At 39.6% G+C, this 15,295-nt stretch carries 18 protein-coding genes; 1 reads left to right on the top strand and 17 read right to left on the bottom strand.

Features of this window, described 5'->3' with window-relative positions; genetic code table 11:
- Window positions 1-58: 58 nt before the first annotated feature.
- From hisIE to hprK, 13 genes are all read right to left on the bottom strand, one after another.
- The gene (hisIE, locus tag A9C19_RS02195) at window positions 59-682 is read right to left on the bottom strand and encodes a bifunctional phosphoribosyl-AMP cyclohydrolase/phosphoribosyl-ATP diphosphatase HisIE (protein ID WP_072578441.1); all 624 of its coding nucleotides are present in this window, start codon (window positions 680-682) and stop codon (window positions 59-61) included.
- Window positions 679-1,437: an imidazole glycerol phosphate synthase subunit HisF gene (gene hisF / locus A9C19_RS02190; protein ID WP_072578440.1), complete on the bottom strand. Its 759-nt coding sequence runs from the start codon at window positions 1,435-1,437 to the stop codon at window positions 679-681. The genes hisIE and hisF overlap by 4 nt, the downstream gene beginning before the upstream one ends.
- Window positions 1,434-2,171 (bottom strand): 1-(5-phosphoribosyl)-5-[(5-phosphoribosylamino)methylideneamino]imidazole-4-carboxamide isomerase, encoded by a 738-nt coding sequence (hisA, locus tag A9C19_RS02185; RefSeq protein ID WP_072578439.1) that lies wholly within the window; start codon window positions 2,169-2,171, stop codon window positions 1,434-1,436. Before hisA ends, hisF begins: the two co-directional genes overlap by 4 nt.
- Complete coding sequence (hisH, locus tag A9C19_RS02180) at window positions 2,168-2,797, bottom strand: imidazole glycerol phosphate synthase subunit HisH (protein WP_072578438.1); 630 nt, start codon at window positions 2,795-2,797, stop codon at window positions 2,168-2,170. Before hisH ends, hisA begins: the two co-directional genes overlap by 4 nt.
- 1 nt (window position 2,798) lies before the next feature.
- The gene (gene hisB / locus A9C19_RS02175) at window positions 2,799-3,389 is read right to left on the bottom strand and encodes an imidazoleglycerol-phosphate dehydratase HisB (protein ID WP_072578437.1); all 591 of its coding nucleotides are present in this window, start codon (window positions 3,387-3,389) and stop codon (window positions 2,799-2,801) included.
- Between the two features lie 12 nt (window positions 3,390-3,401).
- The gene (hisD, locus tag A9C19_RS02170; protein WP_072578436.1) at window positions 3,402-4,670 is read right to left on the bottom strand and encodes a histidinol dehydrogenase; all 1,269 of its coding nucleotides are present in this window, start codon (window positions 4,668-4,670) and stop codon (window positions 3,402-3,404) included.
- Between the two features lie 3 nt (window positions 4,671-4,673).
- Entirely contained in the window at window positions 4,674-5,303 is a 630-nt protein-coding gene (hisG, locus tag A9C19_RS02165) for an ATP phosphoribosyltransferase (protein ID WP_072578435.1), read from the bottom strand.
- A gap of 1 nt (window position 5,304) precedes the next feature.
- Window positions 5,305-6,471 (bottom strand): ATP phosphoribosyltransferase regulatory subunit, encoded by a 1,167-nt coding sequence (locus A9C19_RS02160; RefSeq protein WP_233499229.1) that lies wholly within the window; start codon window positions 6,469-6,471, stop codon window positions 5,305-5,307.
- 370 nt (window positions 6,472-6,841) lie between these two features.
- The gene (locus A9C19_RS02155; RefSeq protein WP_072578433.1) at window positions 6,842-7,366 is read right to left on the bottom strand and encodes an acyltransferase; all 525 of its coding nucleotides are present in this window, start codon (window positions 7,364-7,366) and stop codon (window positions 6,842-6,844) included.
- 1 nt (window position 7,367) lies between these two features.
- Window positions 7,368-8,009, bottom strand: coding sequence for a pyrophosphatase PpaX (ppaX, locus tag A9C19_RS02150; protein ID WP_072578432.1), 642 nt, complete (start codon window positions 8,007-8,009; stop codon window positions 7,368-7,370).
- A complete protein-coding gene (locus A9C19_RS02145; protein WP_072578431.1) occupies window positions 7,999-8,946 on the bottom strand; it encodes a nucleoside recognition domain-containing protein in 948 nt (315 codons plus the stop codon). Before A9C19_RS02145 ends, ppaX begins: the two co-directional genes overlap by 11 nt.
- A gap of 30 nt (window positions 8,947-8,976) precedes the next feature.
- Window positions 8,977-9,795 (bottom strand): prolipoprotein diacylglyceryl transferase, encoded by an 819-nt coding sequence (lgt, locus tag A9C19_RS02140; protein WP_072578430.1) that lies wholly within the window; start codon window positions 9,793-9,795, stop codon window positions 8,977-8,979.
- A gap of 245 nt (window positions 9,796-10,040) precedes the next feature.
- Window positions 10,041-10,976 (bottom strand): HPr(Ser) kinase/phosphatase, encoded by a 936-nt coding sequence (gene hprK / locus A9C19_RS02135; protein ID WP_072578429.1) that lies wholly within the window; start codon window positions 10,974-10,976, stop codon window positions 10,041-10,043.
- Window positions 10,977-11,224: 248 nt separating this feature from the next.
- On the opposite strand from hprK, the gene A9C19_RS02130 reads away from it, so the two are divergent.
- The gene (locus A9C19_RS02130) at window positions 11,225-11,917 is read left to right on the top strand and encodes an N-acetylmuramoyl-L-alanine amidase (protein WP_072578428.1); all 693 of its coding nucleotides are present in this window, start codon (window positions 11,225-11,227) and stop codon (window positions 11,915-11,917) included.
- Window positions 11,918-12,006: 89 nt separating this feature from the next.
- Here A9C19_RS02130 and A9C19_RS02125 read toward each other — a convergent pair whose 3' ends face one another.
- From A9C19_RS02125 to A9C19_RS02110, 4 genes are all read right to left on the bottom strand, one after another.
- Window positions 12,007-13,524, bottom strand: coding sequence for a metallophosphoesterase (locus A9C19_RS02125; protein ID WP_083584254.1), 1,518 nt, complete (start codon window positions 13,522-13,524; stop codon window positions 12,007-12,009).
- Window positions 13,525-13,595: 71 nt separating this feature from the next.
- Window positions 13,596-13,961 (bottom strand): phage holin family protein, encoded by a 366-nt coding sequence (locus A9C19_RS02120; RefSeq protein WP_072578426.1) that lies wholly within the window; start codon window positions 13,959-13,961, stop codon window positions 13,596-13,598.
- The gene (locus tag A9C19_RS02115; protein ID WP_199445808.1) at window positions 13,954-14,160 is read right to left on the bottom strand and encodes a PspC domain-containing protein; all 207 of its coding nucleotides are present in this window, start codon (window positions 14,158-14,160) and stop codon (window positions 13,954-13,956) included. Before A9C19_RS02115 ends, A9C19_RS02120 begins: the two co-directional genes overlap by 8 nt.
- Before the next feature lie 18 nt (window positions 14,161-14,178).
- On the bottom strand, window positions 14,179-15,267 hold the full coding sequence (locus A9C19_RS02110; protein WP_072578424.1) for a DUF4097 family beta strand repeat-containing protein: 1,089 nt from the start codon (window positions 15,265-15,267) through the stop codon (window positions 14,179-14,181).
- Window positions 15,268-15,295: the final 28 nt, after the last annotated feature.

Below are 15,295 nucleotides of genomic sequence, written 5' to 3'. Positions count from 1 at the left end.
CTACCCTCCACCCAGCTCAAAAAAAAGCTGAAGCTAGACTTTCGCCTAGATTCAGCTCTTATTTTGTATGTCTTTCTTTTAACACCTTTAACACTTCATCTAATGGGAGCTTTTGCTCGCGTAAAAGAACCATTAAGTGGAAAAGTAAGTCAGCTACTTCCCATTTTAATTCCTCGGCATCACGATTTTTAGACGCGATTATTACCTCAGATGCTTCCTCGCCTACTTTTTTCAGAATTTTGTCTACCCCTTCATTGAAAAGATAGGTTGTATAAGATCCTTCTGGTTTTTCACTTTCACGTTCAGCAATCAACGCCTCTAATGTGTTTAAAATTTCAAAGCGATTTTGTGCGGGAACGACCTCTTGCTTATCTATTGTTTCATTAAAACATGTGTAAGCTCCAGTGTGACAAGCCGGTCCTGCTGGCTGAACTAGGACGAGAATCGCATCCTGATCACAGTCATATCTCATTTCCACGATCTTTTGGATGTTACCAGATGTTCCACCTTTATGCCAAAGCTCTTGTCTTGAACGGCTATAAAACCATGTTTCCTTCGTTTCAAGCGACTTTTTCAAAGATTCTTCATTCATGTAGGCTAGTGTTAACACTTCCTTGCTTACTGCATCTTGAACAATCGCAGGTACTAAGCCTTTTTCGTCAAATTTCACATTTTCGATCATCGAACATTCACTCCCTGCTCATTCAAATACGCTTTTACTTCCTTTACAGACGTTTCTTTATAATGGAAAATTGATGCCGCTAATGCTGCGTCTGCTTTTCCTTCCTTAAAAGCATGTAGAAAGTGCTCAGCATTTCCAGCGCCACCTGAGGCAATAACAGGTACACTTACAGCTTCATTCACTAGCTTATTTAAGGCTAGATTAAAGCCATTTTTCTCTCCATCACTATCCATGCTTGTAAGAAGGATTTCACCTGCACCACGTTTTACCGCTTCTTTCGCCCACGCTACTACTTCCCACTCCGTTGCTTTACGACCACCGTGTGTATACACTCTAAAGCTACCAAGCTCCGTGTCATACTTCGCATCAATCGCTACAACGATACATTGAGATCCGAAAAAGCCTGCTCCCTCAGAGATGAGCTCCGGATTAACGACTGCAGCTGTGTTAAGAGACACTTTATCAGCCCCAGCACGAAGAATTTTTTTCATATCTTCAAGAGAATTAATTCCCCCACCAACAGTAAAAGGAATGGCAAGCTGAGCTGCAACCTGCTCCAATACATCCACCATCGTTTTACGACCTTCGTGAGAAGCAGAAATATCTAGGAAAACTAGTTCATCCGCACCTTCCTCATCGTAAAACTTAGCTAATTCAACCGGATCTCCTGCATCACGTAAGCCTAAAAATTGAATACCCTTTACAACACGTCCTTCCTTAACATCTAAGCAAGGAATAATTCGTTTTGTAATCATGATGATGTTCCTACCTTTAATGCTTCTGGTAAGCTAAATTGGTTTGTGTAAAGTGCTTTCCCTACAATCGCCCCTGATACACCTTCTCTTACATATTCCGCTAGTGTTTCAAGATCCTTCAAGGAGCTGACTCCACCTGATGCGATAACCTGCTTGTTCGTCGCTTTAGCCATTTCCACAACAGCTTCCACATTTGGTCCTGAGAGCATCCCATCTGTTGCAATATCAGTGAAAATAAATACTTCAGCACCTGCATTCGCTAATTCCTTACCTAAATCTGTTGCTTTCACATTGGATGTATTCAACCAGCCCTCTGTTGAAACATAGCCATCCTTCGCATCAATCCCTATCGCAATCTTTTCACCATAGGCTGCAAGCATCTTTTTCACGAATTCTGGGTTTGAAATAGCTGCACTTCCTAAAATAACACGGTCAACACCATTTGATAGGTAGAATTCTACGTCTTCCTCTGTACGGATACCTCCACCAATTTGAATCTTAGCTGATAGCTTTGTCGCCGCATCGATTACATGCTGGTGATTGACTAATTTCCCTTCCTTCGCTCCATCAAGGTCTACCATGTGAATCCAGCTTGCTCCTTGATCATCAAATTGCTTGGCCATATCAAAAGGAGAATCGCCGTAAACTGTTTCCTTATTATAATCTCCTTGAAGCAACCGTACGCATTTGCCACCACGCATATCAATTGCTGGGTACATAACAAATTGGCTCATCGTCCTTCCCCTTCCACAAACTTAATATAATTCTTCAAGATAGATAACCCTAGATCACTGCTCTTCTCAGGGTGAAACTGAGTTCCAAATACATGACCGCGTCCTACAACTGCCGGAACCTCAACTCCATAGTCTGCCGTTGCAAGAAGAGTATCCTCCTCATCTGTTTTCACGTAATAGGAATGAACAAAATACGCGTGCTCACCTGATAGATCTGCAAGCAATGGACTCTCATTTTTGATCAATAAGCTATTCCAGCCCATGTGAGGAACTTTTAGCGGAGCTTCTCTTGTTCCCTCAGGAAGTTTAATGACTTTACCTGGTAATAACCCTAATCCAATAGAGAAGCCATTTTCATCACTTTCTTCAAAAAGCAGCTGCATACCTAGACAAATTCCTAAAAGCGGCTTTCCCTCTACTACGATTTTATGAATAAACGATGTTAAGCCCGTTTCATTTAAAATGGTCATTGCATCCTTAAATGATCCTACACCTGGTAAGATATAGCCGTCTGCTTTCTCAAGCTCGGCTTCATTACTGGAAAGAATGTACGCTACATTCATACGTTCTAGCGCTTTACTCACGCTATAAAGATTACCCATTCCATAGTCAATGATCGCAATCATATTAGAGCATTCCTTTCGTTGAAGGAAGCACACCTTCGATACGTGGATCCACCATGGTTGCTTCATCAAGAGCACGAGCTAACGCTTTAAAAATCCCCTCAATCATGTGATGAGTGTTGTGTCCGTAGTGAACGATCACATGTAGGTTAATGCGCGCTTCTAGAGCAAGCTTCCAAAGGAATTCGTGGACATTCTCGGTATCAAACGTGCCAACACGCTTACTTGGAAATTCTCCTTTAAATTCAAAGTGGGGACGATTGCTTAAGTCAACAACAACCTGCGCAAGTGCTTCATCCATTGGAACAAAAGCATTTCCGTAACGCTTGATCCCACGCTTATCGCCAAGTGCTTCTCTCAAAGCTTGACCAAGACAAATACCGATATCTTCTGTCGTGTGATGATCATCAATTTCTACGTCACCATTTGCATTGACTGTTAAATCAAATTGTCCGTGCTTGGCAAATAAATCTAGCATGTGATCCATAAATGGAACATCAGTCTTTAGTGATGATTGTCCTGTTCCATCGATTGTAAAATCTAATGAAATTTGTGTTTCCTTCGTGTGACGTTCAATTGATGCTTTTCTAGTCATCTGATATCCTCCCTATTTTAGCCTTTCTTCCATTGCACGTGCGTGTGCCTCTAAACCTTCTAGTCGTGCGAGCTTAGCTACCTTTTTATAGTTTTTGAAGAACGCTTTTTCACTGTATGAGATAATGCTTGATTTTTTCGTAAAATCATCCACATTTAACGGACTTGAAAACCTAGCTGTCCCGTTCGTTGGTAGCACATGGTTTGGCCCTGCAAAATAATCACCGACAGGCTCAGAGCTATAGCGTCCTAAGAAAATCGCCCCTGCATGCTTGATTTCATGTAAGCTTGCTAAAGGATTATCCGTTAAAACCTCTAAATGCTCAGGTGCCAATTCGTTCACAACGGCAATGGCTGTATCTAAATCATCGGCTACATAAATATGTCCATACGCTTCAATGGATGCACGGGCAATTTCATGACGTGGTAAAGTGGCAACCTGTTTTTCCACTTCTCTTTTCACAGCCTCTGCCTGCTGCATTGAGGTTGTCACAAGAATACTAGAAGAGTTTTTATCATGTTCGGCTTGTGATAATAAATCGGCTGCAATTTCATTTGGCCTTGCTGTATGATCACTTAGAACGACGATTTCACTTGGTCCTGCAATCATATCAATGTCAACAATTCCAAACACTTCTCGCTTCGCTAGTGCCACAAAAATATTACCTGGTCCCATAATCTTATCTACTGCAGCGATGGATTCCGTACCATATGCTAAGGCAGCGATTGCTTGTGCTCCACCAACTTTATAAATTTCAGTTATCCCTAGCTCTTTTGCTGCAACCAAAACTCCAGCTGGCAACGTGCCTTTAGAAGTTGGAGGAGATGTTATGACAATTCGTTTTACACCCGCAACCTGGGCTGGAATAACATTCATAAGCACGGAGGAAGGATAGGCTGCTGTTCCACCTGGTACATAGACACCAACTGCATCAAGTGCTGTTATTTTCTGTCCAAGCATTGTTCCATTTTCATCATAGCTAATCCATGTTTCACGTTTTTGTTTTTCATGAAAAGCTCGAATATTTCCTGCTGCTTCTTGAATAATAGTGACCATCTCAGCTTCAAGCTCATTGTAGGCCTCAGTAAATTCTGCTTCCGTGACCAATAGATCCTCTAACTCTACTTTATCAAATGTTTTTGTATAGGAATAAAGGGCTTCATCTCCCTTGTCACGAACTGTTGTAATGATGTCTTGAACGATTTTTCGTTGCTCCTCAGTACCAGTATCAATTGTTCGTCTTAAGGAAACCTTTTTATCTGTTATACGAGTAATTTTCATCACTTAGCCTCCAATGACTTTTGATAGCCTTTCTACTAGTTCGTCAATTGGCTCATCCTTCATACGGTAGCTCACCGGATTGACAATAAGTCTTGATGTAATATGGCAAATTTGTTCAAGCTCAACCAAGCCATTTTCCTTTAAAGTTCGTCCTGTTGAAACAATATCAACAATGCGTTCTGCTAAACCAATTAAAGGCGCAAGCTCAATGGATCCGTTTAACTTAATGATCTCCACTTGCTCTCCTTGCTCTCGGAAATAGCTAGAAGCTACTTTCGGATATTTCGTCGCAATTTTCGGAGCCACATCATTAATTTTTGTATCAGGCAAACCAGCTACCGCTAAATAACATTCACTAATCTTTAAATCTAGTACTTCATACACATCACGCTCTTCTTCTAGCATAACATCCTTGCCTGCAATTCCTACATCTGCAACACCATGCTCAACATAGGTCACAACATCCATCGGCTTTGCTAGGATAAAGCGGATCTTTTCATTTGGTACATCTAAAATTAATTTTCGAGATTCATCAAACTCAGGTGGGAGCTGATAGCCTGCTTTTCTAAGCATATCTGCAGCTTCCTCGAAGATACGACCTTTTGGCATCGCAATGGTTAAGATATCCTTCATTCTATAGCTCCTCCTTTCGAGAACCAATATAGTAAACCACTTCTTCAAATTGCTTTGTATAAGCATCTACATCTTTTATTCCACTAATTTCCTGCATGACAACTCGCTTATTCGCTGCTCGTCGCTCCTTGGTAAAGGCAATTGCTTCAGGCATTCGCTCCTGGCTATAAATCACACATTCCATTTTCACATCACTTGTACGATTTAACGCTTCAATAATTCGATCAATATGCAATCCAAAGCCTGTTGCAGGTGCAGCTCGGTTAAATTTCTCGAAAAGATGATCATACCTACCGCCATTACCGATCACAAAGCCTACATTATCAGCATATACTTCATATAAAATTCCCGTATAATAACTCATATGACTAACGATATTTAAGTCCAGCTTTAAATAATTTGTCACCCCGAATGCTTCAAGTGTTGACCAAAGCGTTGTGATTTCGTCTAATGAGTCGATTGCTTGCTGAGAGGAAACGAGTTCTCTAGCCGTTTCAACCTTTTCAATTCCCCCACGTAGATTTAGTAGCTGTAATAATCGTTCCTTATCAATAGAAGACAATGGTAGAGACTTGACATGCTCACGATATCCTACATAGTTTTTCTCATATAAAAAGCGTCGTAATACATCTGCACGTTCCTGGTTTCCAACAACTTCTTTAAATAGTGCGTTACCGAATTCAATATGACCAATGGCTATTTTAAAGTTTTCTAATCCTGCTTCTTTTAAAGTCTGAATCATTAATGCGATTGTTTCCGCATCTGCACTAGTCGTTCCGTCTCCTATTAGTTCAACTCCAACCTGCTCAAATTCAGCTGGACGGCCACCTTCACGCTGTTGTGCACGAAACACATTCGCCGAGTAAGCTAGGCGGATTGGATAGGAGCTATTATATAATTTCGAAGCCGCTACTCGTGCAATAGGTGCCGTCATATCCGGTCTGAGCACAAGAGTATGACCTTGTTGATCGAGAAGTTTAAATAGCTGCTGATCTAAAATTGCTGATTGCACTCCAACTGTTTCGTAATACTCAAGCGTCGGAGTTTCAATAAATTGAAAGCCCCACATTTCAATAGTATTCGTCATCGACTGACGAGTTTGTTTTTTCATTTCATACAAATCTGGTAATGTATCCACCATACCTAGTGGTTTCTCAAACATAAACATGTTTTTTACCCCCGTCATAGTTACTTCTCATTTCATAAAAATCCTTTACTTCGCTAATATGCTAATATACTACCAAAGTGAAGTGTTTTTTTCAAGGAAAGAACGATAGATATGTATTATTTTTTACAAATTCTTAATAGTCAGTTTTTTATTTGTGTAAGTACCTTATATAGGAGTACCATTAAACCGTAAACTAGATGTGCTATAAATGGACAAGAAAATTCAGGAGAATAGGGTTTTAGATGTTAAACAAACGTTTAATTAACTCTTTTCACATCTTTGCTTGTCCAAATCAGTAGAGGTTCTGCAAACAAGAAAACATCTATGAAGCACTCCCAGGTGGCTTGATAAAAAAAGAAAGCCAGACTATTTAAAGACTGGCTAATTCTGTTTTATCTCGTTGTTCCATTTCTTCCTTAGTATAGATAATCGCCATCGGATTACCTCCTACGAATGCTCCCGCTGGGACATCCTTATGGACAAGCGTTCCGGCAGACACAATGGCTCCGTCACCAATCGTGACACCAGGAAGAATCGTTGAGTTCGCACCTATGAGGACTTCGTCTCCTATTACAACATCTCCTAATCGATATTCCCTTATCAAATATTCATGAGCAAGAATGGTCGTGTTATACCCGATCACAGAGTTTTTCCCTACTGAAATCTTTTCCGGGAACATGACATCAAGCATGACCATAAGTGCAAAGGAGGTCTGATCTCCTACCCTCATCTTCAGGAAAGCTCGATACAACCAATTTTTCATTCCTAAAAATGGGGTGTATCGAGCAAGCTGAATCACAATAAAATTTCGTACAACCTTCCAGAAAGGAACGGTCTTATACACATGCCATAACGAATTGGCTCCTTTTACAGGATATCTCGTCGTTCTTCTCACCTTACTCCACTCCGACAATTGGTAATAGATCACTCATTGTTTCCAATATGTAGTCAGGATTATAGCTACTGATGTAGTCTCTCCCTTTTATACTCCAAGATACACCAGCTGTCTTAGTACCAGCATTTTGGCCTGCTTCTACATCATGATGATTGTCTCCAACCATGATTGCTTCTTCTGGTGTTGCATGTAGCTGTTCTAAAGCTTTTAAGACAGGCTCTGGATGTGGCTTCGCATGCTCTACATCATCTAAGGTTACAACCACGTCAAAGAATTGATCGAGCTTCGTTAGCTTTAGACCCATGTTAACCGTGTCTCTAATCTTCGTTGTCACAATCCCTAGCTTAAAACCACGTTCCTTTAATGTTTTCACCGTTTCAAAGACCGTATCAAATTCTTTTACCAGTAGATCATGCTGTTCATGATTAAACTTTCGATATACCTTGATCATTTCCTCTGTTTTTTCAGGATTCATCCTGTTAAACGTATCAAAGAGAGTCGGTCCGATAAACGGAAACACGTCCTCTCTCTCGTATTGATTAGGATAATATGTCTTTAATGTGTGTAGAAAAGACTCAATAATTAATTCGTTAGTATTAATCAATGTTCCATCTAAATCAAATAAAATCGTATTAACCTTCATAAGTCGCTTCCTTTCTTCTAGGTGAAACTTCTGCTCTCTTCCAAATAGCTGCAATTGTAATGGTTAGAACGATGGCTACTACTAACCTGATTATCAGCAATGGTAAAACCGGAATACCTAATGGAATAAATATTAACGTATCCTCCACAACCGCGTGGCAGGCCACTAAAAAGATAAAGGCTAAAGTTAAATCCTTTTTACTTACATTATCTTCTTTAACCGCTTGAATCATCACTCCAGCACCATATGCTAAACCAATAGTTAGACCAGCTACTAATGTCATAGACGTATTTTCTTTCATCCCTAATAGTCTTGTTACAGGCGCCATCCATTTTGTGAAAACTTTTAATAAACCAAGATCCTTTAAGAATTGGATAATAATCATAAGTGGTATGACAATAAGTGCAAGCTGGACTACACCTAAAGCAGCCTTTTGCACACCCATGAGGATTATTTCAAACCAGCCATCTGGAACAGCCTCTGATGTACTCACAAACCCGTACTTTGCCATCTCACTACCACCTTGCCATACAAGGTTTACAATAATGGCAGATACAAGAGCAAGCCCAATTCTCACAGCTAAAATGACCCATAGCTTTAAGCCAACCTTTGCTGCAACAGAAGATTCTATCAATAGATTGTGTGAAAAAGAAAGCATTAATGCAAGGATAAACACTTCTTTCACTGTAAGGTCTAGTGATAAAATAGCTCCGATTCCTGCATATAAATTAAGAAAATTCCCTATGACTAGTGGAATAGCCGCTTCACCTGACAAACCAAAGATCCCCATCAACGGCGTAATGAGCTTCGCAATCCAATCTAAAACTGGAGTAAATTGAAGCATGCTAACAATGAGAGTAATTGGAAAAATAACTTTTCCTAATGTCCATGTTGTTTGAAGCCCAGCTTGAAGTCCCAATTTAAAACTTTTCCCCATTTTGTCTCCTCCCGTTGCTGCTATTTGCTTTTATTGATCTGTATCTAAGTACCTTACATTTGAATATCCTTTCATACGGCGGTAAATGATGACACCAACCGCCACAAGGACAAGAACAATTGAGATAACTTGTGCAATACGTAAAGATTCTGTAAGCATTAAGCTGTCTGTTCTTAATCCTTCCACAAAATAACGTCCAATTGAATACCAAATAACATATGTTAAGAAAAGCTCACCTCTTCTAAAATTCGCTTTTCTAAGAAGCAGTAACCCTATAAACCCAACGATACTCCATAACGATTCATAAAGGAAGGTAGGATGATAGTACTGACCATTAATATACATTTGATTCACAATAAATTCAGGCAAAAACAATCCTTCTAAGAATTCTCTTGTCACAGGACCACCATGTGCCTCTTGGTTCATAAAGTTACCCCATCGACCAATTGCCTGCCCGAGGATAATACTCGGCGCTGCAATATCTGCTAGCTTCCAAAAAGAAATGTTCTTCACACGAGCAAATACAGCTCCCGTAATAAATGCCGCAATCAAGCCACCATGGATCGCAAGTCCACCATTCCAAATTTTAATGATATCCCCTGGGTTTTGAGAATAATAATCCCATTGAAAAATAACATAATAGGCTCTTGCACCTAAAATGGCCATAGGTATAGCAAATAGGACAAGATCGACAAAAGTATCTTTATGTAGACCTCTGCGCTCACTCTCCCTGACAGCAATCCACAATCCAAGTAATGCACCTAAACCGATAATGACACCGTACCAGTGAATTTGAATAGGACCTAATTGTAAAAATACCGGGTCAAGAGGCTTAATACTCTCTTCCATTTCTTCATCTCCCTCTTTAGATCATTGCTATGTATTTTATAGATAACGCCCTTCATCCATTAGAGTTTTTTTCTTTTTTTCTGTTAAACCCGTAGACGACCTTCCACTTCCTGTAGGGGGTCTAGGAAACTCCAGCTTTCACCACAACTTAACAATACAACATTTTCCTTTTCTCGTGTGACGAAAATACTTTTTTCATAAAAATAGATGGAACCGGCCTATAGAGTCCGATTCCATTTCCTGTATTATTCTTCTTCCTGGTCTCCTTCTTCAATGACACCTGCAAGCTTACTTGTAAATTGCTCTGCTGCATTAACGCCCATTAATTTAAGACGATAGTTCATGGCAGCAACCTCAATGATAACAGCTAAGTTTCGGCCAGGACGAACAGGAACAGTTAACTTTGTTAAGTCTGTATCAATAATTCTCATCTTATCTTCTTCTAGACCTAAGCGATCATACTGCTTATTTTGGTCCCAAAGCTCAAGATTAATGACTAATGTAATCCGCTTGAAGCTACGAACTGCCCCTGCACCGAACAAGGTCATTACGTTAATGATGCCAAGTCCACGAATCTCCAATAAGTGCTCGATTAATTCTGGCGAGCTCCCAATTAGCGTGTCTTGATCTTCTTGACGAATTTCAACACAATCATCTGCCACAAGACGATGTCCGCGCTTAACAAGCTCAAGAGCTGTTTCACTTTTACCTACGCCACTTTTCCCAATAATGAGTACACCGACCCCGTAAATATCAACTAATACACCATGAACAGCTGTTGTTGGCGCAAGCTTTCCTTCTAAAAAGTTAGTTAAATGACTTGATAATCTTGTTGTTTTCATAGATGAACGTAATACAGGTGTACCTGTTTTTTCTGACGCTTTTATTAATTCCGGTGGAGCTTCTAACTCTCTCGAAAGGATGATAGCAGGAGTTACTTCCGTACAAAGCTCGTCCATACGGTGCTTTCGTTCTTGCTCAGATAGCTGATGGAAAAATGAAATCTCTGTTTTACCAAGCAGCTGCACTCTTTCTTTTGGATAATATGTAAAAAAACCAGCCATTTCAATTCCTGGACGAGATAGATCACTTGTTGTGATCGGACGGTTAATTCCCTCTTCACCACTGACCAGTTCAAGATTAAATTTATGCATGAGATCTTTAGTACGTACTTTTGGCACGATTTATCCTCCTTTTTACCAAGAGCAAATCAAGCTCAGCTCTTGTACACAATTGACTCCTCTCTTATTTTAGCATTAGACCGCCACAATCCAAAATAAGAAGTTAATGAATCATGTCGTGATTTAGAAATCTGTTTCATTCCCAGCACCTCAATTTGTATTTTCCACGATGTTTTTTCGGTGATTTTTGCTACTGTGGCTACTTCCTCAACTATATGGTAGGTGAAAAACTAATCAGGAGGCTAACAATGAAAATACTAATTGATGCAGGTCATGGTCCTAACACACCTGGAAAACGATCGGTGGATGGGATGAAGGAGTATGAGTTTAATTCTGCTGTTGCAAAAGAGGTAAAAACCAACCTTCTTCAATATGAGGGGATCTCAGTCCTTTTTTCTCATTCTGACAAAAAGGATGTACCTTTACAGGAGAGGGTAGCATTGGCAAACTCAGAAAAGGTTGATTGTTTTCTTTCCATACATGCTAATGCCTACGGAAATGGGAGTAACTGGACAGAAGCAGAAGGGATAGAAACGTTTATTTATGTAACGAAGCCCCATGAGGCCTATCTTCTCGCCACTTCTGTTCAACGAGAGCTTGTAAGGCAAACAAACCGAAAGAACCGAGGAGTGAAGCAGGCTAACTTTTATGTATTGAAAGAGACAAGCATGACCGCTATTTTATGTGAATGTGGGTTTATGACAAACAAGGAAGAGGCAGCTCTGCTTCGATCAGCTTCATACAGAAAGAAATGTGCAAAAGCCATATCCGATGCCATTGCATCCCATTACAAGTTATCCTCCAAAAAGACCACTGCTGAAAAAACGTCCGTACACGTATATAAAGTGCAAGTAGGTGCCTTTACACACAAAAAACATGCAGAACAGCTTATACGCGAACTAAAGCAGAAGGGCTATGAAGCCATACTTGTATCATCATGATGAAGTGTCGGTTAGCCCCCTTCAGCTTGTATGAGGGGCTAACTTTTTTTGAAGAAATAAAGAAGATAGAGAAAGGCTCAGCAACGTCCTTACTTGAGGACAGTACCCTTTGCAACCCTTTCTTCCTCCAACTCCCTATAAACCTTCACCTCAAAACTTCTTGTGCTAACCATTTTTCTAGATGCTTGGACATCGATATTCATTGTAAACTGATCCTTTAATGGGTATTCAATTGGGTCATAAAAGGAAAATTGATTCGTGTAGGGCGAATACGTTTGAACATCAATAGAGTTTGTTTCTTTGTCCACTTTCATAAGACGGAGAAACCCATTCCCACCGTTAGGTCCTTTTTGATAATCCGCAAGTAGCTGGTAGACCGTCCGATCCGGTATTCCATCGTGATTATCATCTACTTCATCTACTAATTGCTCACTATCATGATAATGCCCTGATAACACAGCCACTACATTCTGATTAGGCACAACGACATGATCAAATATTTTTTCCCCTTCTTGACTTCGTTTTCCACTTTTCTCCAAGTACTTATGAAAAGAAAGGATGGCTGTATGGTCAGAATAACGTGCTAACACCGCATTAATCCATTCCATCTCTTTCTCTTCTACATCCCATCCCATATAGATAAATACATAATTCTTCCCATCTACTGAGACGACATCATAATGCCCCTTGTTATTCTCATACGACCCTCGATAATACGGCTTCTGTAGAAAACGTGTTTCCCCAAAAAAATGTTGATACTCTTTTAAGTGAGACCCCACGTCATGATTACCTGGTAACACTCCATAAGGAATTTTTGCCACATCAAGGGTATTTAAAAAACCGCTAGCCCTCTTCCATTGGTCCAAGTTCTCTCCTTTGTTTACGATATCTCCTGTATGAAAAACATACTTAATATTTAACTTCTTTTTATTAGTGGCAATCCATTCTGTAATGGACTTAAAAATAGTGGGATGATCCTGAGCGTAATATTGGGTATCACTCATCCATACAAATGTATAGTCGTAGTCTTTAGTTGGAGAGGGTAGTTGGTCCTGCACAATAATATGAACAGAATCATCCTGTACATAGTTCTCTGCTTGGATATTCCCAAATAGGGTAAATTCCTCTCTCCCAGCAATATGCCGATCTATTTCCATCCACTTACTTTGCGTCCTATTCCATGCGTACATGGTCACCTGGCGACCAGGCAACGAATGTCCGCTCCAAGACAACGATAATAAGTCAGCAGACTGTACATCTTGTCCTACCTTTACGTCAAAACGATGATAAGGATAGGAGGTTGTCGAATAGGTTGCATTTTTTTCGTTATCCTGATTTTTTAAAGTAGTATATTTTTCTTCCGAGAATTCTCTTTCTCCTTTTGGCCTAAATGTCAAAGGAGGCTCTGTCTTTGTTGCATTCTCACTAATTTTGATAGTTTGTGTTTGTGTGGTTGTAAAACGGTGCGTTTGAAAATAACTTGATTTCGCGCTAGAAGATACCTCTAAAGCTGTTTCTGCTTCACGGCTATTAGCTATTGATGGAAAATAGAATGAAAAAAACATGGTGATCATCACCAGTAAATTTGTTAGTCGATGTATTGTCATTTCCTTCACCCACTACTAGTATGAACGGGAATGAGCATTCTTAGTAAAAATAAAAAAAGTGAGAGTATCTCTCACCTATTCTTGTTCTTATAAGGTTCGACAATCCCTTTTTGAATCATGAGATGCAAGATGGAGATGAAGATTGCTGCGAGCATGGCTGTTCCAAACCCATCGATAATGAAGGCATCTCCCATTAATCCTTCTGTTATCATCAGTGTGATTGCGTTTATCACAAAGAGGAACAAGCCTAAAGTAAGGATAGTTACAGGTAACGTTAATAGGATTAAGAATGGTTTCACAAGTACATTCAAAACCGATAAAATAAAGCTTGCTCCTATTGCAGCACCGATTCCACTTAACTGAAAGGAGTCAAAAAAACCAGCCACAACAATTAAGATAATCGCATTAATCACAACACTGACAAGCCATCTAATCATGGTCAATCACACCATCATCCTCAGGCATTAAGTAAACACATGCAAGATAAACTAAGAGTAGCGGAAAGAAACCCGTGAAAATAAAAATCACTGCAAAGATTACGCGTAAAAGTGTAGCGTCTATTCCAAAATACTGTGCGAAGCCTCCAAGTACACCAGATATTTTCCGATTCTTTCGAGATCGATATAAACTTTTCATCATTTCACCCTAGTATAGTTATTTTTCTCTAATGACAATTGAGCCTGTTTTAGAATCTGCAAACAAGGTAAGCTTTGGTTGCTCAGAAGTATGAAACTTCAATTCTTTTTGAACAGTTTCGTTCTTTTCATACGATATGCTAGCTTCCTTCATTCTCGCAGAAACTAATCCAAGGTTTGATTTTAACTCTCCTACTACTTCACTATTGTCAGGTAGCATAATCTCAATATTTCCAGTTGTTGTTTTTGTATACAGAGTTTCTGTATTCTCATCATTTAGAGAAAGTGCAATGTTTCCATTAAAGCTTTGAAGATCCGCCTTCTTCACAATCCCCTCTATCTGAATGACACCACTTACGGTTTCGGCTTCAAGCTTTTCAAAAGTAGAATCTGCTAATTGAATTTGACCATTTGCTGTTTCAAACTCAGCCTTTCCAGCTTTCATTGCAGAAAACGTCAATGCCCCATTTGCTGTTTTTGCCTTAAATTCTTCCGCTTGAAGCTGCTGACCACTAATTGGTCCATTGAACACTTTTAATCGAATTGTTTCATAGACATGTTCAGGTACATGTATCGTAATCATTAATTTCATCGTTTTTTTGTCAGTATCGAAGACAAAACGATTGTTCTCAACAAAACAAGTAATAGTTGACAAAAATAGTTGTCGTGCTTGTTCTGTATTTTCGACACGATACATTTTCGCGTCACATTCCACTCTCACATCCTGCTCTGTCCATGGTTGGATAGAAACACTTCCGTTCGGTACACTTATATCAATATGTTGAAACTCTGCAGCCTTAAATTGATAAATATGCTGTAAATCAATTGATTTTCCAAAGTTCAAATCTAAATCAATATCCTTCACTTTTTTCACAGCTGTATCGACCCAATCCATTAGCTTAGACCCTAATGAATGCTTTGTATCTTGCGAATCAGAAGCTTCTCCCTTAAACTGTCCTTGATCAATCACTTCTGTTGACAAAGCTGTTAATTTAATCTCTTGCTGCTGCTGTTCATTTTCTAATGATTCAATTAACGAAAGCGCCTCATCTGCAGACAGCTTCCCTTCCTCTACTAGCTTTAAAATACGGATTTTTTGTTCTTTCATCAACAATCCCCCTCAAATTTTCACTAGT

Origin of the sequence: Bacillus weihaiensis, assembly GCF_001889165.1 — a bacterium.
GTDB classification, from domain to species: domain Bacteria; phylum Bacillota; class Bacilli; order Bacillales; family Bacillaceae; genus Metabacillus; species Metabacillus weihaiensis.
The sequence above is the reverse complement of the archived record's forward strand: the minus strand, read 5'-3'. Positions and strand labels throughout refer to the sequence as shown.